Raw genomic sequence first — 22,778 nt, 5'->3', positions numbered from 1 at the left:
ATAGAGTTCCTTTTATTTATTTCAAAGAAAATGAATTAATCTTCATCCTCTTCATCTTCATCGTAATCAGTATCTGCTTTATCGTTGTCATCATCATCGTCATCATCCTCTCCACCGTCAGAATCTGGTTTATCTTGATTGTCATCATCGTCGTCATCGTCGTCGCTAATATCATCATCAAGATCCATACCTTTTACTGGTGCAATTGCATCTACATCAACATCTAAATCATCATCTTCATCGTAGTTTTCAATTCTGTCAGCAAGTTTAGTACTAATTTTAACTAAGTAAATAGTGTCCTCAGTACGTACTTCAACTGCCTCAACCAATTCGTTTTTAGCATTTCTAAAACGGATTACATCCGAATCATCGTAACCATCAGGAAATTTTTCAACCAAAAGGTTTAAAATTTCATTGGTAAGTTTAGCGTAGTCTACTATAACTCTTTTCATAAATTATTCTATAAATCTAATAAATATGCGAAAATTAACGGAGCAACAATTGTAGCATCCGACTCAATAATAAATTTAGGGGTTTTGATATCTAATTTACCCCAAGTGATTTTCTCATTAGGAACCGCTCCTGAATAAGATCCATAACTAGTTGTTGAATCTGAAATCTGACAGAAATAGCTCCAGAATGGAACATCATGCATTTCCATGTCTTGATATAGCATTGGCACAACACAGATAGGGAAGTCACCCGCAATACCACCACCGATTTGGAAGAATCCAATTCCATTAGAGCTGTTTTTTGAATACCAATCAGCTAAGAAAGTCATGTATTCAATTCCAGATTTCATAGTAGAAGCTTTTAAATCTCCTTTGATTACGTATGAAGCAAAGATATTTCCCATTGTACTATCTTCCCATCCTGGAACAATAATAGGTAAATTTTTCTCTGCCGCTGCATACATCCAGCTATCTTTTAAGTCGATCTCATAATATTCTTCTAGAACACCAGATAGCAACATTTTATACATAAATTCATGAGGAAAATAACGTTCTCCTTTATCGTCTGCATCTTTCCAAATCTTGTAAATATGCTTTTGTAAACGACGGAATGCTTCATGTTCAGGGATACAAGTGTCAGTAACACGATTTAATCCTCTTTCTAATAAAGCCCATTCGTCTTCTGGAGTTAAATCACGATAATTCGGTACTCTTTCATAATGAGAATGAGCAACTAAATTCATGATATCTTCTTCTAGATTTGCTCCTGTACATGAAATAATGTGTACTTTGTCTTGTCTAATTACTTCGGCAAAAATTTTACCAATTTCAGCTGTACTCATTGCGCCAGCCATACTCACAAGCATCTTTGCGCCATCGGCTAATTGCTGCTCATAAGCTTTTGCAGCATCTACTAATGAAGCAGAGTTGAAATGCAAATAATGTTTTTCAATAAACTGACTGATTGGTCCTTTCATTTCTTTTGTTTTTGTTTTTTTTTTTTGAATTAAAAAGTTTAACCTTTTTTGGATGTTAATGCAAATTAAGAATTTTCTAAAGATATCCATTACTTAATTTGCCGTTTTTTTTTACAACTTTTTTTTATATCCTAAAATCTTTAAAACGTCATCAGAAGTCTGTTGTTCTGAGAAAACCTCGGTAGCTAGAATTCCGTTTTCGTCTCTGTCAATTAGAATATGTTTTGGTTGCGGGATTAAACAGTGGTGTAAACCGCCGTATCCTCCAATTGTCTCTTGATAAGCGCCAGTATTAAAGAATCCAATATATAGTGGTTTTTCTTTATTATACTTAGGAAGATAAATGGCATTCATATTTTGTTCAGAATTATAATAGTCGTCACTATCACAAGTCAGACCTCCTAACAGAACCCGTTCGTAAGTATCATTCCAGCGGTTTACCGCCAGCATGATAAAACGTTTGTTTATAGCCCAAGTATCTGGTAAAGTGGTAATGAAAGATGAATCGATCATATTCCATTTTTCTCTATCATTTTGTTGTTTTTGATACAAAATCTGATAGATTGCACCACCGCTTTCGCCTACAGTAAAGGATCCAAATTCCGTAAATATATTTGGAACATCAACTTCAGCTTCATCACAAGCAATTTTTATCTGATTGATGATTTCATCAATCATATATTGATAATCATATTCAAAGGCTAGTGAGTTTTTAATTGGAAAACCACCGCCAATGTTCAAACCGTCAAGAGTAGGGCATTCTTTTTTAAGAGCAATGTATACTTTAATACATTTTACAAGCTCATTCCAGTAATATGATGTATCATTAATTCCAGTATTAATGAAAAAGTGAAGCATTTTAAGCTCTAATTTATCATTCTCCTGAATTTGTTTTTTATAGAAAGAAACAATGTTTTTATAACCAATTCCTAATCTAGAAGTATAAAACTCGAACTTCGGTTCTTCTTCAGCGGCAATACGGATTCCGATTTTGAATTTCCCTTTAATCTCCGCCTGAAGTAAATCTAATTCTTCATAATTATCAATAATTGGAATAGTGTTTTTATGTCCATTATTGATTAATCTAGCAATATTACTAATGTATTCGTCTCTTTTGAAACCGTTACAAATTACATAAGTACTTTTGTTTATTTTTCCGTTTTCTAATAAATTTTCCACAATATTAACATCAAAAGCAGATGAAGTTTCGATATGGATATTGTTTTTGAAAGCCTCATTCATAATATATTCAAAATGAGAACTTTTTGTACAGTAACAATAGTAGTATTTTGCTTCGTACTTGTTCTTTTCCATTGATTTTCTGAACCAAGCTTTTGCTTTGTTGATATTTTCAGAAATCTGAGGCAAATAAGTAAACTTTAATGGAGTACCATATTGTTCAACCAATTTCATTAAATCGATATTGTGAAACAAAAGGTTGTCTTTATTAAGTTTAAATTCCTCTTGAGGGAAGTAGTATGTTTGGTTTATTAGATCAGAATATTTCGTATTCATTTATTTGTCAAAGTTTTAGAGATTGTAATTGTATTTTAAATTTAGTGTTTTTTATGCTAAATCTTAAATTCAAACTCTAATATTTGCAAATATAATCGGAAGCTTTTCATGTTCCGCTTTTGAACATTGGAAAACATCAAAACAAAATGGGCTTTTACTATTATAGAAACGATCCAACATTCTTAATAAAGAACTATTGAGGCGGTTTCTGTAAGAGCTAAATTGTCTTCGCTGATTGTTTGTTTTCATGGGGCAAATGTAAAAAATAAAATATACCAAATGCAACGCTTTCGATTAAAAAAAGTTTAAGATTTATAATCTTGAAACGCGTCTAGAATTGATTTATTTTCAACGGATTGGTTAATTTTTATCTTTCCGATTCCTTCAATTAATGCAAATTGAATCGTGCCGTATTCATTTTTTTTGTCATGAATAAGCAATTCTAAGATTGGATCGATATCATTTTCTTCAAAAATGACATCATCATAAATGCCTTTGATGATCGTTTTTATTTCTCTGTATTCTTGTTCTGTAATTAGATTTTTTTGCAATGAAATATAACTTTCTAAAATCATTCCCACAGCAATTGCTTCTCCATGCAGCAAAGTTGTTTTATCTTCACTTTCTAAGAAGTAACTTTCGATAGCATGTCCTAAAGTATGCCCAAAATTCAATGCCTTACGAATATTTTTCTCTGTTGGATCCTGAATAACAATTTCATTTTTAATTTCAACTGAACGATAAATCAATTGATCTAATTCGTCAAAAACAATAGATTTTAAATCAGAAAATTGTCTCCAATAAGGTGCATCATAAATCAAACCGTGCTTCAGCATTTCAGCCAATCCAGAGCGCATTTCAGTTTGCGGTAAAGTTTCAAGATATTCTGTATCGATTAAAACCATCTGCGGCACATTGATAACGCCTATCTGGTTTTTAAGATTTCCTAAGTCAACTCCTGTTTTTCCTCCAACAGAGGCATCTACCATAGATAATAAAGTAGTAGGCACGTTAATAAAATCAACACCTCTTTTAAAAGTAGAAGCGACAAAACCTCCTAAATCTGTAACTACACCACCACCAACATTAATTACAAGCGATTTTCTATCGCCTCCAAGTTCTGTTAAAATATTCCAAATCTCGATACAAGTCTCAATATTTTTATTGGCCTCACCAGCTTCAAACTCTATAATTTCAATAGCCAATTCTGTTTCTAAATGCGGAATAAATTTAGGAAGACAATATTCATTGGTTTGATCATCGACGATTATAAATATATTAGAATATTTATTTTCTCTTAAATGTTTATTTAAAGCTTCGTAAGCATTTTGGTTAAAATGTACGAGGTAGTTATTGGCTTGAATAGAGTTCATAATTCTTTAGTTAATTGAAAGCGCAAAAATAAAGTATTTTAAACGAAATAATCTTCAAACTTTGACTCTAATTTGTTTAAAATACAAGCTTACATACGTTATTTATCTGCATTATAATTAAGCAGGTAAACATTTACTTCATAAAATGGTGTTTTCTGATAATCTTATTAAATATACTCGAAAATATCGTCCTCTTTTATGAAGAATATTCAAAACACTCTTTATCTTTGCATAAAAACTAAACTTAATGGAAAAAATATTCGATAACACTCAAGTTGCATTCTCGCTTAAAAGTGACACAGAACTTGATAGAGCTTATTTTCTTTTTAAAATGATTGACAGCGAACCTTTAGTTCGAATTGGTACTGCTGTTACTAATTTTGCTATAAAGGCACATCTTCCTGTTGAAGGATTAATTCGTGCTACTGTTTTTGATCACTTTTGCGGTGGTGTAAACGAAAACGACTGTTTAACTGTAGTAGATAAAATGTTTACGAAAGGAGTTTCATCTGTACTAGATTATTCAGTTGAAGGAAAAGAAGAAGAAGAACAGTTTGATGCAGCTCTTGCAATGACATTAAGAACTGTTGAGTTTGCAAAAGAGCGTCTTGCTATTCCATTTGCAGTTTTTAAACCAACAGGTTTAGGGCGTTTTGAATTATATGAAAAATTAGGAGAGAAACAAACTTTGTCACCAGATGAACATGCAGAGTGGGATAGAGTAGTGGCTCGTTTTGATAAAATATGTAGTGAAGCTCATAAAAAAGATGTGGCGTTATTGATTGATGGCGAAGAAAGCTGGATGCAGGATGCTGCCGATGAATTAGTTACAGATATGATGCGTAAATACAATAAAGAGAAAGCAATTGTATTTAATACTTTACAGATGTACCGTTGGGATCGTTTAGATTATTTAAAAGGTTTACATGAAATTGCAAAAAAAGAAGGCTTTTATATTGGAATGAAATTGGTTCGTGGTGCTTACATGGAGAAAGAAAACAAAAGAGCAGAAGAAAAAGGATATGTTTCTCCAATCTGTGTTTCTAAACAAGCTACAGATGATAATTATGATGCGGCTGTACAATATATGGCAGATCATTTGGAAACGATGTCAATTTTCGCAGGAACTCACAACGAATTAAGTTCTTATAAATTGATGGAAATTTTAGCTCAAAAAGAAATTGCTAAAAACGATAATCGTATATGGTTTGGGCAATTATACGGAATGAGCGATAATATCAGCTATAACTTAGCAGAAAACGGTTATAACGTGGCAAAATATTTACCATTTGGTCCTGTAAAAGATGTTATGCCATACTTGATTCGTCGTGCTGAAGAAAATACTTCGGTTGCTGGCCAAACAAGCCGTGAATTGTCTATGATTAAGGCAGAACGTAAACGTAGAAAAGGAAAAGAATAGTATTTTAGTGTTCAGTCCTTAGTATTCAGTTTACAGTTTACATAAAAAAGCTTCAATTTTCATTGAAGCTTTTTTATTGGAATTTCTAAAATTGGAATTTTATTTAAGAGTTACTAAACTGCAAATTGCTCAAGTTTTTATAAATTCCGTTTTCTAGGTTTATTAATTCCTGATGTGTACCTTCTTCAGAGATTCTTCCGTTATCGAGAACTAATATTTTATCAGCATTTCTAATGGTTGAAAGTCTGTGAGCAATGATAATACTTGTTCTTCCTTCCATTAAAACTTCTAAAGCTTCCTGAACCAGCTTTTCGCTTTCACTGTCTAAAGAGGATGTTGCTTCATCCAAAATCAAAATACTTGGGTTTTTCAATAAAGCTCTTGCGATTGCAATACGCTGACGCTGTCCGCCTGATAATTTTACACCGCGCTCCCCAACTAAAGTTTCGAATTTCTCAGGGAAACCATCAACAAAATTGAAAGCGTTTGCTTGTTTAGCTGCTTGCATAATTTCTTCGTCGGTTGCATCTGGTTTTCCGTAGGCTATATTTTCTTTAATAGTTCCACCAAACAAAATTACATCTTGAGGAACAATACTCATATTTCCTCGAAGGTTTTCTAAATCGTAATCATAGATGTTTTTGCCATCGACCGTGATTTCCCCTGAAGTAATATCATAAAAACGAAGCAGGAGCGAAGATATAGTCGATTTTCCAGCACCACTTGGCCCAACAATTGCAATTTTCTGACCAAATTCGGCAGTAAAATTAACATCTTTTAAAACTTGAACTTCTTGACGGGTTGGATAGCTAAAAGCAACATTTTTGAAACTCACATTTCCTTTTATTTTTTCTTGGGCTCCTTTATATTCTGGATTGATTTTTTCTGGACTTTCGTCTAGCAATTCAAACACTCTTTCAGTAGCTCCGATCGCTTTTTGAATTTGAGCATATAATTCGGCAATTCCTCCAAAAGAAGCTCCAACAAAGGTAGAATACAATACAAATGAAATTAATTGTCCAACACTCATTTCTCCTCCAATACTTAAACGAACTCCGTACCAAACAACGGCAACAATAGCTCCAAATAAACAGAAAATGATAAATGAAGCAAAATAACCACGGTATTTCCCACCTTTAATAGCCAGTTTTACAACATCATGAATTTTTCCTTTATAACGTGCAATTTCGTACCATTCGTTTGCAAAAGCTTTTACGATACTAATTCCCTGCATGGTTTCTTCCACAATTACTTGACTTTCGGCAACCTGATCTTGTACTTGTTTGGAATACTTTCTAATGAATCTTCCAAAAATTACAGCCGCAACAGCTACTAGAGGTACTACAGCAAGCATTAATAAAGTAAGTTTAAAACTTTCTGTAGCTAAAAGTATGATACCGCCAATAATTAAGATAAACTGACGTAAAAACTCCGCTATAGTCGAAGTTAAAGTATCTTGAATCTGTGTAATGTCTGCACTAATTCTACTGTTTAATTCACCAACTCTTTTTTGAGAAAAGAAAGTCATTGGCAGTTTAACTAAATTAGTATATAAAGCCAAGCGTAAATTTGCCAGTGTATTTTCGGTAAAGTTTACGAATAATGATAATCTGAAGAATGAGAAGAAAGATTGTAGAAACAGAATTACAATTAAACCTAAAGCAATTGTATTGGCTTGATCGTTATCTTTGTTTTTTACGCAATCTACCAGCATTCCCATCAACTTAGGAAAGGCAAGGGCAGTAGCTCCTGTTAAAAGCAGAAAGATCAATCCAATGAAGAATTTCCATTTGTGATGTCCTGCGTACGTAAAAATTGTTTTTGCTTTATTAAGTGAAGTAGCCGTTATTTTTGATTTAGGCAAATCATTTTCTTTAAATCGTGCCATTTAGAATACTATTTTTTAGGTATGCAAATGTATGACTAAGTCGAATTACTACAAAGGAATATTAGGAATTAGCAGAGTGATTTTGACTTTTTAACGAAATTATAAGAAAATAGTAAAATTTGTTTCTTTTTTAAGAGTTTGAAAAATAGGTTTCTAAATAAAAAAATAAAAAAAAGTTTCAGTTATTTTTAAAATATGCTTGCAAATACAAAATCTAGCTGTATATTTGCACTCGCAATCACGAAATGATAGCAGCCTAGTAAAATAGGGCGATTAGCTCAGCTGGTTCAGAGCACCTCGTTTACACCGAGGGGGTCGGGGGTTCGAACCCCTCATCGCCCACAAGTTTTTATTAAAATATTAGCAAATAAATATATTTGCACAAGCTATCCAAAAAGATAGCAACCTAGTAAAATAGGGCGATTAGCTCAGCTGGTTCAGAGCACCTCGTTTACACCGAGGGGGTCGGGGGTTCGAACCCCTCATCGCCCACAAAAGACTCCTTAAGAAATTAAGGATTTTTTTTTACACTTTCATACATTTTGGGGAGATACTCAAGCGGCCAACGAGGGCAGACTGTAAATCTGCTGTGTGAACTTCGCAGGTTCGAATCCTGCTCTCCCCACAAAACTTCTAAAACTCCAAAATCAAAAGATTTTGGAGTTTTTTGTTTATATCTATTCTTATACATATATACTATTTAGTAAAAGCATTTTTTTAAATTTAAATTTCTGTCAGAAAAAGTGTAGTTTTGTTTGAAACACCAACTATTATAAGTACATCCAAAAAAATATGAAAAAAATTATCTATTCCTTGATTATTTGTGCTCTTTTGGTGTTGTTATTTTTAGATAGATGCACGACCCATAATATAACAACAAATGATTTTTTTAGGCCAAAATGCTATAAAAATTTTAAAAGCCTGATGGAAAAACCACAATCTAAAAATTATGAAATTTTACCTGTGACTGGCAGTTTTCCAATATTGTTTGACAGCATAAGTAATGAGTATTACCTTTCTAATAATCAAGGATTAACAAAATACAATCATTTAGGAAACGTAATTATATCAGATGATTTAGCAAAAGAAAAATATACATCTGTTTTTGATTTCGTAAATTTTATACCTTATGTATTTGCTGAAAAAGGGGTATATGATTTTTCAGGGAAAAAGCTAGTTTATACTGAATTTTCACAAATACTAAATTCTAAAAATGAAATCAAGGACAGCGATTTTAAAATACTTTTTGAAAAATATTACAAAGATGCCGAAATGGCAGTTTATGATACCAATAGGAATTTTGATTATCTAGCAGAAAATTATCCAATGTATTTTAAAATAAAAAATAATTGGATTCTGTTATTCTCGCAAAAAGGAGATTATAGGTTTACACATTCTGGAAGTAATGACGCAGAAAATGATACCATTGGTCAGATTGATTTTTTAAATTTTCCTGCCAAATTTGCTGGTAAAAGGTTAATTGTTTTGAAAAACCAAAAAAACGGAATTTATTCTACCAAACAAATTGGCGAAAAAATAGATGATGATTATCTGAAAATGTATTCTACACAACTGTTAAAGGAGCAAAAGTTTAATTATCAGAGTTCAAATTCAATTGAATTACTTTCTCGTAAAAAAGACGAATACTATTTTACAGGAAGTTACTTTGATTTACCAGAATGGTTTTCTCCATCATTTATTAATACAGCCTATTATCAAGTTACTTATAACAATGAAAATTTGTTTTTCAAAGAAAAGGCAATAAAATATTTTAAGGATTCCAAATGTAAAAACGATTTGTATTTATATGAATTACCTAAGCATTTGAGAACAAAGTCAAAAGTGGCTTTTTTAGACTATGCTATTAATATTGGTGGCTATAGGAACGATAGCACAGACATTGTTGAGCCTATCATAAAAAATGGAGGATTGTACATTTTGAAACCAAAAAACTAAACGTAAAGTCGTATTAAGCCTTTTCAAGAAATTAACAAGTTCTTATTCAAGCAACTTGTAATATTTATGCTTTTCAATTAACTTAATAAATTTATGCCCATCATTTTCTTCAGAATTTTCATTTTCAGAATACCCTGATCCTACCCAAGATTGAAACACAAAAGTGTAATTTAAGTCAGCTATGTAAATCGAATAGGAAGACTCAATATTAGGTGGTTTTACTTTAACAGCCATAACATTCTTAAAAGACTTTTTAACTTTTTCACTTCCAAATTTCAAAGATAAAGTGACAATTTTTAAAGAATCTCTAGCTTCACAATCGGCACCAAAACCACAACCTGCCATTGAATCAAGCACTGAAAGGGATTTATCAAATTCATTTTTTCTATTAAAAATCTCTGCCTTTAGTAGATTAATTTTACTTTCTGCACTCGCCCAAGCATTCCCACAAAAACCATAATTGCTTTTCCCTGCCTTTTCTAAGTTCATTTGAGCTTCTGATAAATTCCCTTTTTGTATTTCAGTTTGAGCTTTTTCTATAAATTTAGAACCTTGCTTATAATTATAACGTGATTGAGCAAAATCTTTTGAACTAATTAAAAGAATTACAATCAAAATAAACTTCTTCATAAAATGGATTTAAAAAATTATATAATTTAGCTGATCAAAACTTTTTTTATTTCTTTACTTTTAGATTTTTCAAATTAATACTTCCACATAAAATCTCTTTATCCCTAACTTTATAGAAAAGTTTTTGTCCTTTTAAACTCAATTCTGTTCTTAAGACGCCATATTTATCTCCTCCAGTCCAACGAAGCATTACTACATAAAATCCGTTAGATTGTTTTGGCTTAATAGTTCTTTTTAAAGAAGATGGTTTATCAATATTCTTATCAAAATAAGGTTCTAAATTATTTAATCCATAATTAAATAAAGGTATTTTCTGAATTATCATCGTATCAGAAGGAATTAATATTTTATAATATTTCTTTGATAAATCTGGAATCTCGTAGGAATTTAGAGGAAAGTTAATTTTTAATTAAATAGGGCTAGACGTTTCATTGATTATTCGCGTCCAAAATACCGCATAAATATATTCATTACCATTTGGATCAGTATATCTTACTCCGCCTTTTGGAAAGCTGTTTTGTATTATTAGATTTTTGCCCTCAGAATCAATATACTCATACTTAGTGTAAATACTTTTATCCTTATTGTTATTTGATTTTTTTATAGTTTTTACAGAATCTAAAGTTTTTACATCGACAGTATCTAACCCAGATTTAATGTCTTTTTTACAGGAGAAAAAAGTTATTGTTGCTAAAACTAGTAGTATTTTTATTTTTTTCATTTTTCTAACTATTTATAATTCGCTGAAATCAGTTATACTCTAATTTAAAAAATATTTTTACTACGATTTATAAGCCTTTTATTTGATATATTAGTAATATTTTTTCAAGCAGCAATCAATGAGCAAAATATGAAATTACGAAACAGGAAAACAGTAATTTGTTTAATACTTTTCTTAAACTTGTCACATTCATATTCTCAGAATGATATTAGTAGATTATTCTTTAATCTACCTCTAGAATCCAGCAGAGACACTATTTACTCATCAATCAAAAAATATGGCTTTATAGAAAATAAATCCAATGAAACTGTACTCCGTGATAACAATATAATCAAAACATTTTCAGGTTATTTGGATAAAGATGCATTTGGAGATGTTTTAGCAGATAGCATAAAAATTCAATTATCACTTGGAAGCATAACTAGTGAAGTTGACAAATATTACCATAATTTATTAATCATCTGGAGTTATTATCATTTTTCAAATGCGAGAGCAGCAAAAATATTTTATAGAGATAAAAAAATAGAAGTTGACAAAATAATGTATGAGAAAGAGCTTCTTTACAAGAATTTTACTGAAAATGCTAAAACTGGATTAAATGATAAACCTAATACTATTCAAGATAATGAAAGAGTTTCTATTGCTTTTAAAAGAGCACTAAATGAATGTATAGTTGTTTTAGAATACCAAAGAAATGAGGGTGAAAAGAAGCTTAAAGGAGAATTTATTAAAGAGAAAGAATTAATAGTTAGAGAATTAGACGACAAGGATTTATTTAAGGCAAACAATGTAGAACAAGTTCCTATTACAAAAAACTGTTCGTATAAAAATCAAAAATCACTGGAGTGTTTTAAAGAAAGCATTGCAAGGCAGATTCAGAATGATATAGATTTTACCAATTTTAATTTGGCTTCTAGAAATGTCCGATTTCGTTTAAGTTTTGTTGTTACCAAAGACAATGAAATTATCAATATTAAAGTAATCCACCCCAACAAGAACCTCTGTGAGCAAATAATGCACAGTATAAACAAAATAAATATTTTAGAGCCCGCCAATAATAAAGGGACAAAAGTGAACTATTTAGCTGAGATTTCACTTGCTTTTGTGATTTTTAACGAATAAGTTTTTTTGCATATAATATCTTACAAAACGAATATTTTGGTACAGCTATTTTTTTATCTTTGAAATTCAGATTTTTTAATTTAGATAACTGTAAGTATTATTTATAACACTTTTAACAACCAATCACACGGTTATAATTATTATCCAACTTTCAATGTAAATCCAGTAGACAAATGGGTAGAAGCTTTGGAAGAAATTAAGCGATTAAACTCAGAACTTTTAAAAGCGAAAGACGAACATATTAAAGCTTTGGAAAAAAATATTGAAAGATAAATAAACTCTTATTCTAAACTACTCATCACCTTTCATATCGAAAATTGGCTTACTGACTGAAGGCTCTTTTTTGGAATATAGAACATAAATTTTACTATTAATGCATTTTTTGTCCTCTTCGCAATTATCAAAAAGCTTATCTGGATTTACTGTTTTTGTATAAACATCTCCATTAACAGTATATGAATATTTCATGTAAAAACTACTTAAACCAATTTCATAATAATCAACAATAATTCCAGTTGTTTTACTTGTATTACTTTTTAATAAAATATATGTTTTAAAATTATCGTAATAATGAAACAATACTACTATACAAATTACAGAGATTAATAAAAATCGTAACAAGTTATTTTTTGTTTTAATCATAATGCTTATACGTTAATTTCTTTTGACAATCTGTTTGAACTTTTTAAGAATACGATAAAAAGAATTAAAGTTTCTTTTTGCTAGAGTTTTTTCACTTTTTATAAAGCTCAACTTTTCGTCCATCAGGATCAGAAACAATAGTCAAAAAACCGAAATCAGTTTGCAAAGGCTCCGAATAAGCTATCTCGTTATTAATCAATAACTTCAATGTTTCTTCAAAATTATCAATTGCAAAACCTAATCTCATATTGATATCTGGTTCAGTTTGATTTTTTGCTAATGGATATATTTCCAAAATTAAACTTCCAATTCCTGCCGAATAATGCATAGGGGAGTTACCGTGTTTATGATAATCAAATTTCAAACCTAAAAAACTATAAAAGTCCGCAAGACGTTTTTGATCATTTGTTCGTATTACCAGAAGTCTAATTTCCATTAATCTTAATATATTATAACTATAAATAACTATTTTACAAATAAAAGATGTTTGATAATTGTTATAAATTAGTTGATTCTAAACAAATATAGAAAAAGTAATGTGTCACTTAAAAAAAACTAGATTTTCCTATATTATTGAAGCTTTAGATAATCCTAAAAAAAGCAAAAAGCTAAGTTTAATATTTCTTAATGAGAATTTGAAAGAAATTAATTTTAGCGGTACCGGAATATATAAAAAGTAAGATTTGGAATATTTTAAAACTAAAATGGTAAAGACTAAAATATATCCATAAAATCAGTTTTTAAAATCCAATTTTAATTATTTGAGAAGGAATATAAATCGACCAAAAAATAGACAGGCAATACAAATGTAAAGATGATTTTGTCGTTTAATAAAATAGGCTAAAAGACCTCCAAAACCAAAGATTTTGGAGGTCGATAGTACAAATAAAAAGATATTTCCATGCTATTAATTAGATTTTTGGAAGCTCTCTCCAAGAATAACTTTTATGTATTATTTTCCAAGCTCCTTTATATTTTAGCATTAAAAAATAATCCGTAAAAATCCTCCAATTGGGTATAACTATTTCAACTTTCGCAATTGCGGCATCTTTATCAAAGTCAATAGATACAATGTTTCCAATTCTATTTACATGTTCTCCAGGTTTTATGTTGGCAATATATTGTTTGCCGGAACGTGTCCAGAGCGTATCTTCCGCAACAGTATACAAATTAAATTTAGGATGAAAAGCTTTTTGCAATCTTTCAGGTCGTCCATTAGCTGTACCCTCAATGTAGTCGAGTAAAACTTCTTTGATTTGATCTGAATCACTTTTTAAAAGCCCATTAGAAGTTTTAGAATTAGCTTTTAAAATTGAAACAACTTCATTCGCAACCTTACTGCCAGAAGTGGGATCTTGCCCTGTTACAAATCTACCGTCTACAGTATAAAAAGAATCTCCTCCTTTTTTCGAGTAAACAAAACTGCCTTGATTTTCTTTAACAGCATTGTTTATTGAAAACGGAAATGCCTTGTAATATTCGGCATTTTTATTTTCAAACTCATCTGGGTATCCTGTAATTTTTTTTCCTGCATACAGTGACTTTCCATTTTCATCTTTTAGATAGACAATTCCAGCAGTTCCATGACAGATTGCCGATACAACACCATTTTTATTGTAAATGGTTCTTGCAATTTTTTGAATAGTATTATCATCTGCCACTCCAAACATCGCAGCGCCACCGCCACTATAAAAAATGGCCGCATAATTACTAGAAATAATGGAAGCTGGTTTCATAGTGTGCTCCAGTTTGTCCATAAACCAAGCATTATACAAATACTTTTTTTGCAAACTATCTGATGTGTTGATATAACCAATCGGAATTGCACCGCCTTTTGGACTTATAAAATCAATGGTATAACCAGCTTTGATAAATATATCATAAGGGACAACAATCTCTTCAAAATGATTGGCAGCAGGAATCTGGGTATTCCCATAAAAATCTTGATTTGAGGTTACAAATAAGATTTTGTTTTGGGAATTAACAACAGTAGTAAATAGGAATATACGAATAACTAATAAAATTATTATTTTATTCATTTGCTAAAAATTATTAGGTTTAGTTTATTTACAATTACTTCGTTTTGGCCACCGCAACTTCAACCGTTTTATGGGGTGTCCTAGTTGAAATTTTATCTACTATAAACCAGTCTTGATTTATTTTCATCAGATTAAAATAATCTATAAACAATAATCTTGAAGTACTAATTTCCACTTTGGCGGCCGCAACATTGTTTGTAATATCAATAGATATAATACGCCCAGACCAATTAGCAGATCTAGCATTTGGGGCTTTATACCCTTTCATGTAATCTGATTTACGGACAACATTAAATTTGTCTTCAGCAAAATATTTCAGCTGCCAAGAATCATGAAAGGACTGGCCGACTTTAATCGAATCGCCTGTTGCTTGTCCGTCTAAGTATAGATTAAGTGTTTTCTGTATCAAACCCCAATCGTTTCCAGGATCATTCAACTGGGCATTTGCAGTAAGAAAGAAAAAATTTAAAGAAATAATTAAAAGTACTGTTCTCATTTTTAAAATTTTAAATTATTAATAATGAGAGCAAATATGCGGCAGACGTTCTTTTAAATGGTTCTAATTTATAATGTAGAACTCTTAATTTATAATTTCAAACTTATTCTGAATGTGCTTTTTGATATTCTGCAGGAGTTAAACCAGTTGTTTTTTTAAAAGCAGTAAAAAAAGTAGATTTTGAACTAAAACCGCTGTCATAACCTAAACTTTCAAGCGTAAAGTTTTTTTCTGTTTTTAATAATTTTTTTGCTTTTTCAATTCGATATTCTTTGATAAGATTTGAAAAAGATTTGCCCAAAATTTCATTTACATATTGAGACAATAAATGCTTTGTAATTTTAAGTTCTTTTGAAGCTTCTTCAAGACTGAAATCTGGATTGAGATAAAGTTCTTTCTCTATTATTACAGCAAATTTCTGACCAATAATTCTCTGCATTTCAATATCCATTTCTTTGTTTTTGTATTTCTCCTTCTCTTGAAAAAATACGCTTTCGTCACTATTTCTGAAAATTAATAGCAAAATAATTAGGTATAGAACAAATGTAAAAGATAAAGCACCAACGATGTAGGAAGTATAAGGAACGGTAGCATAAGCAAGCCATATAAAGGCTACTCCAAGATAAATACTAAGAAACCAAACCTCTATTTTTTTTAAGCTCTCTTTTCTTTTAATTTTTTGAATCATCGGGAAAATATATCTAAAAGATAATAGAATGTAAACCAGCCATTGTAAATATATTGCATTTACTATTCCGAGACTCCAGATTACTCTATATTTAGTATAAGGATATAAAATCCCTAAAATAGTTATCACAGCCAAATAAGGTACAATATGTTTTATCCAATTATGTTTTTGAGCATCTAAATTTGGTTTGAGGCTTAAAAATAGAAAAGGCCCAATTAGAATACAGGCCGAAAGTCCAATTTGAATGAAAATATTCGATAGGGCAGGATTAAAGTAGAAAAAAACAGATTTTACAATCCTAATACTTAAAACCAGCAGGAGCAGGGATAAGAAATAATTTGCGAAAATTTTCTTTTGAGCATTTATAGCAAAATATACTGAAAGTATAAAACCATTAAAAGCTCCTAGAGCACTAAGAAAGAAAAGCAACTGGCTGGATTCCATTATTATTTTTCCGAATTATGTTAATGTTATATAAATAGTATATTTTTTTCTTAAACGAATATAAGAATATTTTTACTCTATATAATTTATCTGGATCGATCAGTACTTGAAATCAAACAAAATAATTTACAGACAATTTAATTTTAATTATTTATTTAAAAAATCGTTGCTGTATTTCATTGTGTAAATCCTTTAGATTTAATGTTTTTTCCGTCCAATAGTAATGTTTTGATGTAATTACAATCTAAATAGTATTCAATCCACATGGAATTACCAATCTGGATTTTTTCATAATATTTTTGGTTTATCCAGATACTTTTATGCTTTTCTTCAACTTCTGAATACATTTTTATTTGATAAGAATCAGTATCAGAATCCTCTCCTTTAATCACAATCCTCTCTTTTTCTAGAACGATTATATTGCCTTCAACCTTTTTCTGTAACAACAAATTCTGTTGTTCTTTTATAGTATCTATTATTCCCATTATAGTAACATAAATCCAAAAACCAAAAATGACTATAACAATTAAAATGGGAAATGCTTTATCGTCTAATTCTTTATTAGTTATGGTAGCATAAATAGCAGAACATGGAAATACAATTGAAAATAACGAGAAAACCAACCAGCCCAAATAGTGCTTGTTCAACTTTCTTTTTAAGAATTTTATATCCTCATGCTTAAGGGACGTGATTTTTAAATTTTGTTGCATTAAATACTATTTGTTTAGCTAATATAAAGTAATTTATGTCCATTGAAACAATTGATAGACTTCATCATTTTCTTTGTCCCAAAAAAGAAAAATTTCAGAAGAACCATTTGTAAAATCACTTTCTGAAACACTTCCTATAAAAATTAAATTAAGATCTCTAAAAATATCTTCCGGTTTTTGAAGCCAATTAGGCTTTTCTAATAAATTATTGATGATTTCATGATCTGATTTTCCTTCATCAACAAAGCTGGCAATTACTTCTTCTTTGGTTGTAGTTCGCCCAATAAATAGCTCAGAATAAGAAAAATCAGAATTAATTTTATTAAAAAGCTCGTATTTTTTCTTAACATATAAGTACTGAACAATTCGTTCAAAATAGTATCCTGCATCAGATTTATCAAAACCATTTAATTGACTAATAATTATTTGACGTGCTTTATTAAAAAATCCATTTTCATCTGAAAATTCACGGAAACTTTTAGGTGTTAAATAATAATCTAGATGTTCTTTAAAATGATTTTCAATTAAATCGTAAGCATTAGGAAGTAAATCAACAAAAGGAAAGTTTGGTTTTCCTAAATAAGAATATCTTTGATCTTCTAGTTTAAATTTAATACATCTAATATCTTTTCTAAATTCATTAAAAAAGTCATTTTCGTAAGTTCCTGTATCCCAAATTGAAATAAAATGAAAGTGTCTATTCTCAAATTCTGAATGATTATTAAACTGAATACTGGCAAGAGGCAAAAAGATAAATTTTTCTCTTTCATTGATTAGGTTAAATGTTTGGTCAAAATCTGGAAATGCAACTACTTTCATTTCTTTATTTGTATTGTTCATTCGTTTATTGATTCAGTTTTTTTTAGCTAATATAACAATCTTAAAATGTATAATGATTATTAAAATCTTGCAAATCTTCAAAAAAAGCCATACATTACAATCAATCAAATATTAAAATATGCAACAACAAAAAGACTGGTCAATAGATGAAATTCAGAATACCTGGCAATTGGTTTCAAAACTTCATGACGGACAAAAATATGGCGGAAGTAATGCGGGAGAAAGAGTAGAATATATCAATCATATCGGAAGTGTTGTTTTTGAAGTTTTAAATGCCACTCGTTTAACCGAAAATATGAATGCTGATCTAGCTGTTAAATGCGCCATGCTTCATGATACCATAGAAGACACAGTATTTAATTATGAAAGAGTAAATGATTTATTTGGAAGTGAAGTGGCTTCCGGAGTTTTAGCCTTAACTAAAAACGATGAAATTAAGGATTCTCTAGAAAAAATGCTCGATAGTTTAAGCAGAATCAAACAACAGCCTATAGAAGTCTGGGCAGTTAAAATGGCTGATAGAATTTGTAATTTATACGAACCGCCATATTATTGGGATGATGAAAAAAAACTGAAATACATTCAAGAAGCTGAAATTATACTAAGCGAACTAAAAGACGGGAATCACTATTTAGCCAATAGACTGCAAAACAAAATTAAAGAGTATTATCGTTTTCTAAGTACTTCTAATTAAGCATAAAGAAGCTCCAAATTCAATCCTATTTTGGAGCTTTTTTTATCAATTTTCTTTTGTTAGTCTATCCAGTTCCTTTAATAAAGTCGGAAATCTAAATTCACCATGCATACTTTCAATTTTTTCAAAAGCTTTCTCCAAATCGATCCCGATAGAAGTGATGTATAACGGTTTCTTACTATCTCCTCTAAACAAAGCTTTTTTATTCTTTTCTATAGAAGCAAAATTTGTTTTGGCAACGCCAATAATCGGAATTTGTTTATTTAATTTTTCATATAAATAACCGCCTAAACCGTATTTCTGTTCATCATTTAAATAGACAAAACCATCTACAACAATTACATCAATAGTAGACAGATCTATTTGATTTAATAAGCTTAAAATACAAGGCAGTTCTCTTTTATAAAATTCGCCGGGAATATATTCTTCCACATTATCAATAATTTCAGTGTAAACTTTAAAGTTTTTATCTTCATTCCATTCTGCAAATTCCAAACAAACAGTTTTTGCTTTTTGGTCAAAATAATAGGTATCAAATGCTAAGATCATAATTTTAAAAGGCGTATTTATATAATAACGAAGATATATTACTTAGAGTTAACTTTTCTTAGTTCTGTCAGCATTTCGTTTAAAAATCCCTGTTGTTTGGCATCATCCTTAAAATAACGCTGATACAAGACACTGCAGCTTTCTACATCGGCTATATTTTCTTTATTAAAAGACCAATCATCTTCATTTTTGATGGTGATTCCTATATCATTGCTACAGCTTTGCCAGAGCTCAGAAAATTTCGTCTTTTTATCGGCACTCAGTTTGCTGAAATCTGCATAGACAGAATAGCCACGCATTTCTGAATTGAAAAATTTGTAAATTTCATATACAGGAACTCCGCCCCAATTTATGTACTGTCCTTCCGGTAATTTTATATCAGTTAGCCTTTGTTCACTCATTTTATGACTTTGTTCTCCCGATACAAAAAAGTGTTCGTCATAAGTCAGTTTTGTGCCTTTTGGAACCATAATTTTCTTTACCATCATGGGTTCTGTAGTAATAAAATAAGGGTAATTTGGTGAAGAATTTCCACCCGTAGGATTCATGTTTCCAACACATCCTGTAAGTATTAAAGCAAATAATGAGGAAAATGGTTTTAAAATTTTCATATTCAATTATTTTATTAGTTTAAACAGTGTTTCAATTGTAGCTTCTTTTTGATTAATAATGATCAATTGGCTTTTATCATTTAGGAAAAATTTATTAGCAAATTCTTTATTTGCATTGGGTTTCCATTCTTTTAATTCAGTGAATTTATTTTTTAGAAGCTTAACTTTCTCAGCAGTATTTTTAGAAATGATTACCACCTTTGTCAAAGGTGTATCTTTCATTTTATTGATACTATTTTCTGTAATCTCGGAATCAAATTCTGTTCTGGAACGATAACGAAACAATTGATTAATTTTTCTTGAATCAGTTTCGTTTTCAGAAAGAACATATCGGTAAGTCATTATGTTATCTAACTCATTGATCCAATCTGGGAAATTTTCTTCATAAAGCTTGATATAAGTATCAATAAAGTTTTTATCCATTGCTTTTTTCTGATCGATGTATTCTTTTACTACCGGATAAATTTTCTTTGCCATCAAACTAATGTATTTTCTATTGTACCAATCCTCAGTATCCAGTTTTCCATCTAGTTTTTCATAGACATATCCATTTCCTAACGCTGTGGCCAAAACTTCGTTCATAAGCTGATAGGCGTAATTACTGCATTTTGATTTACTTTCTTTAAAATAAGTATCAATTTGCGTTTTTACTTCGAATGATTGCTCATCATAAACAATATGATACGTTTCATGCATCATTACACTAAATAAATCTTTATTAGAATTCAAATCAACCTGTACAGCACTAATAAAATTATTGCAAAAAGCCTGAGCTGTGAACCCTTTCGAATTTGGCAAAGGATAAAATGCAGCAACAAACGGAATCGCATTATCCCAGCTTGAATTATAAAACAAAAGCCCAGTTTCAAAATAACCGTTCATATTATTGTCATTTGAGTATTTTATGATAGCAGCTAATTGTTTTTCAAATTTTTCTTTATTTGGATTGTAAATCAAGTCGTTATAGACATTTGTAAATTCGCTGATACATGAAGCCAAATCAGTTAAAGTTTGATTGGGTATAAGGCCCGAGGAATGAAGCTTAAAATCAGTAAGATTATTGGTTTCAATTAGATTTTTTTTCAGAAGATCATTCGTCTGCATATTCTTTTTTGATCCGTACGGATATTCATCAAATCGAAAACTATAATCCAGTATTAATTTGTCAAACTTCGAAATTATCTTATTGTAATGCTCTGTATTGTATTTAGATTTTTGAAATTCAGTCTTAAAAACATTTTCAGGATAATGTTCAGAAAGATTTTCTATAAAAAGATAAACCGCTAACTGTTCTGAATATTTAATGGTAAAAGTGGTCTTTTGTCCGAATACTAATGGTGTTAGAAATAAAAAGGCTAGTAGAAATATTTTCTTCATATTGGTTTTTAAGGTTTTGGTTTTTTATGGAGCTTTCATTCTTTCTGTTTTAATATATCGATCCGAAACAGTATCGGTATCAATAGCTTTCATTTCGCTTTTTACTTCGCGTAAATATCCTTTTTTGTCAGGAACATAATAATCAATCAATCTTCCACCGTGATAGGGATCATAATAATTAACCGTTACTACTAAGGTATCGTTTTTTACTTTATAGAATCCTTCTCTGGCAATTTTGCCTTTTATAGTGGCATATTTTTGTGACTCTTTATAATAGGCACTTCCTTTAGTGTTTTTAAAGGTGAAATCATACCAAATTAAGGTATCTTGTGGTGTTTGTTCAGACATCAGTTTTTTTTCATATACCCAATAAACATCATATAAATTGCCTTTGATTTTAATAGTTTCAATTCGCTTTTTTTGTATTGAAGCTGTATTAGAAACGGCGGGTTTTATTATTGTTTTCTTAATCTTATTTTGCTGTGAATGAATCGCTGTAACGCTTAAAAATAAAACTAACAAAATGAATATGTTTTTCATATCTAATGCTATTGATTTCTTTAAAATCTATTTAAGCTAATATAAGAAATATCTTTAAAACCCAACTAAAAACTAAATTGCTTAACTTTAACAAACTATCTATTTATATAAAACCAAAACAGATGAAAACGAAAATGATATGGGCCAATCTTGCCGTACAGAACATACAAAAAACAATTGAATTTTATTCCGGTTTAGGATTTAGTCAAAACGGAAAAGAAACAGATGAACTAGTCAGTTTTTCAATTGCAGAAAATAACTTTATAATCAATTTTTTTATTGCCAAAAGACTCGAAAATGCTCTGAAAGGGAAATTGACTAATACTCTAAATGAAAATGAAGTTATATTTTCTTTATCTGCTCAAAGCAGGGAAGAAGTGGAGCAATGGGTCAAAATAGTCCAAAAAGCAGGCGGAACGATCGTCTCAAAACCTGAAAATTACGAACAAGGTTATACATTTACATTTGCAGATCCTGATGGACATAAATTTAATTTTTTGTATTGGCCGGGAATGTAAAAATGTAAAGTTAAAGCGAAAATTCTCCAACTATTATTTGGTCATAGTCATATCCTGACTCATTTGGAAATTTACCTTTTAAATCTGGAAATATAAGTTGTAGATAAGTGTATTCTCGATTTTCATAAAATTTAATAGATGTTAGTACATACTCTGATAAATTTTCAATTTTCACTTTTATAAAATAAACTGGAAAATTCTCTATTAAATCATCTATCTTTTCATTTAAAGAAACTTCACTGAACTTATACTTTTCAACATAATTTTGAATAATTTCTCCCGACAAATTAGGTCCTAATCCAGATATAAATAACTCAGGTATTTTAAAATTTTCAAATATTCCAGTCGAATATGCAAAAGGAGTAAAATTTTCTTCTTCTAAAATAGCTGTAGTGTGATATCCTTTATTTCTAATATTACCATAAACCTTTTCGAAATACAACTCTTTTTGCTTTTCAGTTTTCTTCATACAATAATTTTAAGACACAAATAAATAGATTTACTAATATATAAACATAATTTTATTTTTTTGCCATATGACAAATTTCTATCAAAAACTTATCCCTAACTTTCGTG

General features: G+C 30.0%; 25 protein-coding genes and 3 tRNA genes. 8 read left to right on the top strand and 20 right to left on the bottom strand.

Features of this window, described 5'->3' with window-relative positions:
* Positions 1–35: 35 nt before the first annotated feature.
* The 4 genes from P2W65_RS18290 to aroB form a co-directional block, all read right to left on the bottom strand.
* On the bottom strand, positions 36–452 hold the full coding sequence (locus P2W65_RS18290; protein WP_289659851.1) for a DNA primase: 417 nt from the start codon (positions 450–452) through the stop codon (positions 36–38).
* Between the two features lie 8 nt (positions 453–460).
* Entirely contained in the window at positions 461–1,429 is a 969-nt protein-coding gene (locus P2W65_RS18285) for a deoxyhypusine synthase family protein (protein WP_057117936.1), read from the bottom strand.
* Positions 1,430–1,540: 111 nt separating this feature from the next.
* Positions 1,541–2,944, bottom strand: coding sequence for a type III PLP-dependent enzyme domain-containing protein (locus P2W65_RS18280; protein ID WP_057117937.1), 1,404 nt, complete (start codon positions 2,942–2,944; stop codon positions 1,541–1,543).
* 305 nt (positions 2,945–3,249) lie between these two features.
* Positions 3,250–4,317, bottom strand: a complete 1,068-nt coding sequence (gene aroB, locus P2W65_RS18275; RefSeq protein WP_289659850.1) for a 3-dehydroquinate synthase — start codon at positions 4,315–4,317, stop codon at positions 3,250–3,252.
* A 247-nt stretch (positions 4,318–4,564) separates the two neighbouring features.
* Between aroB and P2W65_RS18270 the strand changes: the two genes are divergently transcribed.
* Entirely contained in the window at positions 4,565–5,737 is a 1,173-nt protein-coding gene (locus tag P2W65_RS18270; protein ID WP_289659849.1) for a proline dehydrogenase family protein, read from the top strand.
* A gap of 103 nt (positions 5,738–5,840) precedes the next feature.
* Here the strand turns inward: P2W65_RS18270 and P2W65_RS18265 are convergent, their stop codons facing one another.
* Positions 5,841–7,625 carry an ABC transporter ATP-binding protein gene (locus P2W65_RS18265; RefSeq protein ID WP_289659848.1) on the bottom strand — a complete coding sequence of 595 codons (1,785 nt, stop codon included), beginning with the start codon at positions 7,623–7,625 and terminating at the stop codon, positions 5,841–5,843.
* Between the two features lie 267 nt (positions 7,626–7,892).
* Between P2W65_RS18265 and P2W65_RS18260 the strand changes: the two genes are divergently transcribed.
* The 4 genes from P2W65_RS18260 (at position 7,893) to P2W65_RS18245 (ending at position 9,581) form a co-directional block, all read left to right on the top strand.
* Positions 7,893–7,967, top strand: a tRNA-Val gene (locus P2W65_RS18260).
* Between the two features lie 75 nt (positions 7,968–8,042).
* A tRNA-Val gene (locus P2W65_RS18255) sits at positions 8,043–8,117 on the top strand.
* Positions 8,118–8,169: 52 nt separating this feature from the next.
* Positions 8,170–8,250, top strand: a tRNA-Tyr gene (locus P2W65_RS18250).
* Between the two features lie 299 nt (positions 8,251–8,549).
* A complete protein-coding gene (locus tag P2W65_RS18245; RefSeq protein WP_289659847.1) occupies positions 8,550–9,581 on the top strand; it encodes a hypothetical protein in 1,032 nt (343 codons plus the stop codon).
* Between the two features lie 42 nt (positions 9,582–9,623).
* Here P2W65_RS18245 and P2W65_RS18240 read toward each other — a convergent pair whose 3' ends face one another.
* The 3 genes from P2W65_RS18240 to P2W65_RS18230 form a co-directional block, all read right to left on the bottom strand.
* Positions 9,624–10,211, bottom strand: coding sequence for a hypothetical protein (locus P2W65_RS18240; RefSeq protein ID WP_289659846.1), 588 nt, complete (start codon positions 10,209–10,211; stop codon positions 9,624–9,626).
* A 46-nt stretch (positions 10,212–10,257) separates the two neighbouring features.
* Positions 10,258–10,536: a hypothetical protein gene (locus tag P2W65_RS18235; RefSeq protein ID WP_289659845.1), complete on the bottom strand. Its 279-nt coding sequence runs from the start codon at positions 10,534–10,536 to the stop codon at positions 10,258–10,260.
* Positions 10,537–10,620: 84 nt separating this feature from the next.
* A complete protein-coding gene (locus P2W65_RS18230; protein WP_289659844.1) occupies positions 10,621–10,932 on the bottom strand; it encodes a hypothetical protein in 312 nt (103 codons plus the stop codon).
* A 180-nt stretch (positions 10,933–11,112) separates the two neighbouring features.
* On the opposite strand from P2W65_RS18230, the gene P2W65_RS18225 reads away from it, so the two are divergent.
* Positions 11,113–12,054 carry a hypothetical protein gene (locus P2W65_RS18225; RefSeq protein ID WP_289659843.1) on the top strand — a complete coding sequence of 314 codons (942 nt, stop codon included), beginning with the start codon at positions 11,113–11,115 and terminating at the stop codon, positions 12,052–12,054.
* 291 nt (positions 12,055–12,345) lie between these two features.
* On the opposite strand, the gene P2W65_RS18220 is transcribed toward P2W65_RS18225, so the two are convergent.
* The 7 genes from P2W65_RS18220 to P2W65_RS18190 form a co-directional block, all read right to left on the bottom strand.
* The gene (locus P2W65_RS18220; protein ID WP_289659842.1) at positions 12,346–12,675 is read right to left on the bottom strand and encodes a hypothetical protein; all 330 of its coding nucleotides are present in this window, start codon (positions 12,673–12,675) and stop codon (positions 12,346–12,348) included.
* A gap of 112 nt (positions 12,676–12,787) precedes the next feature.
* Entirely contained in the window at positions 12,788–13,132 is a 345-nt protein-coding gene (locus tag P2W65_RS18215; RefSeq protein WP_289659841.1) for a VOC family protein, read from the bottom strand.
* Positions 13,133–13,607: 475 nt separating this feature from the next.
* A complete protein-coding gene (locus tag P2W65_RS18210; protein WP_289659840.1) occupies positions 13,608–14,735 on the bottom strand; it encodes a nuclear transport factor 2 family protein in 1,128 nt (375 codons plus the stop codon).
* 34 nt (positions 14,736–14,769) lie between these two features.
* A complete protein-coding gene (locus P2W65_RS18205; protein ID WP_289659839.1) occupies positions 14,770–15,231 on the bottom strand; it encodes a nuclear transport factor 2 family protein in 462 nt (153 codons plus the stop codon).
* 103 nt (positions 15,232–15,334) lie between these two features.
* Entirely contained in the window at positions 15,335–16,363 is a 1,029-nt protein-coding gene (locus P2W65_RS18200; protein WP_289659838.1) for a helix-turn-helix domain-containing protein, read from the bottom strand.
* Positions 16,364–16,539: 176 nt separating this feature from the next.
* Positions 16,540–17,010, bottom strand: coding sequence for a hypothetical protein (locus tag P2W65_RS18195; protein WP_289659837.1), 471 nt, complete (start codon positions 17,008–17,010; stop codon positions 16,540–16,542).
* Positions 17,011–17,106: 96 nt separating this feature from the next.
* On the bottom strand, positions 17,107–17,913 hold the full coding sequence (locus tag P2W65_RS18190) for a hypothetical protein (RefSeq protein ID WP_289659836.1): 807 nt from the start codon (positions 17,911–17,913) through the stop codon (positions 17,107–17,109).
* A gap of 118 nt (positions 17,914–18,031) precedes the next feature.
* Here P2W65_RS18190 and P2W65_RS18185 point away from each other — a divergent pair, with 118 nt between their 5' ends.
* Positions 18,032–18,607, top strand: a complete 576-nt coding sequence (locus P2W65_RS18185) for an HD domain-containing protein (protein ID WP_289659835.1) — start codon at positions 18,032–18,034, stop codon at positions 18,605–18,607.
* Between the two features lie 45 nt (positions 18,608–18,652).
* Here the strand turns inward: P2W65_RS18185 and P2W65_RS18180 are convergent, their stop codons facing one another.
* Genes P2W65_RS18180 through P2W65_RS18165 form a run of 4 tightly spaced genes read right to left on the bottom strand, consistent with a single transcriptional unit; the run spans position 18,653 to position 21,684 of the window.
* Positions 18,653–19,156 (bottom strand): endonuclease V, encoded by a 504-nt coding sequence (locus P2W65_RS18180; RefSeq protein ID WP_289659834.1) that lies wholly within the window; start codon positions 19,154–19,156, stop codon positions 18,653–18,655.
* A gap of 38 nt (positions 19,157–19,194) precedes the next feature.
* The gene (locus tag P2W65_RS18175; protein ID WP_289659833.1) at positions 19,195–19,767 is read right to left on the bottom strand and encodes a hypothetical protein; all 573 of its coding nucleotides are present in this window, start codon (positions 19,765–19,767) and stop codon (positions 19,195–19,197) included.
* Between the two features lie 6 nt (positions 19,768–19,773).
* A complete protein-coding gene (locus P2W65_RS18170; RefSeq protein ID WP_289659832.1) occupies positions 19,774–21,144 on the bottom strand; it encodes a hypothetical protein in 1,371 nt (456 codons plus the stop codon).
* Positions 21,145–21,168: 24 nt separating this feature from the next.
* Positions 21,169–21,684 carry a hypothetical protein gene (locus tag P2W65_RS18165; RefSeq protein ID WP_289659831.1) on the bottom strand — a complete coding sequence of 172 codons (516 nt, stop codon included), beginning with the start codon at positions 21,682–21,684 and terminating at the stop codon, positions 21,169–21,171.
* Positions 21,685–21,806: 122 nt separating this feature from the next.
* Here P2W65_RS18165 and P2W65_RS18160 point away from each other — a divergent pair, with 122 nt between their 5' ends.
* Entirely contained in the window at positions 21,807–22,202 is a 396-nt protein-coding gene (locus P2W65_RS18160) for a VOC family protein (RefSeq protein WP_289659830.1), read from the top strand.
* Positions 22,203–22,212: 10 nt separating this feature from the next.
* Here P2W65_RS18160 and P2W65_RS18155 read toward each other — a convergent pair whose 3' ends face one another.
* Positions 22,213–22,671, bottom strand: a complete 459-nt coding sequence (locus P2W65_RS18155) for a DUF4262 domain-containing protein (protein WP_289659829.1) — start codon at positions 22,669–22,671, stop codon at positions 22,213–22,215.
* Positions 22,672–22,778 lie beyond the last annotated feature (107 nt).

This window comes from Flavobacterium panacagri (assembly GCF_030378165.1).
GTDB classification, from domain to species: Bacteria; Bacteroidota; Bacteroidia; order Flavobacteriales; family Flavobacteriaceae; genus Flavobacterium; species Flavobacterium panacagri.
This window is presented reverse-complemented; position numbering and strand designations above follow the sequence as displayed.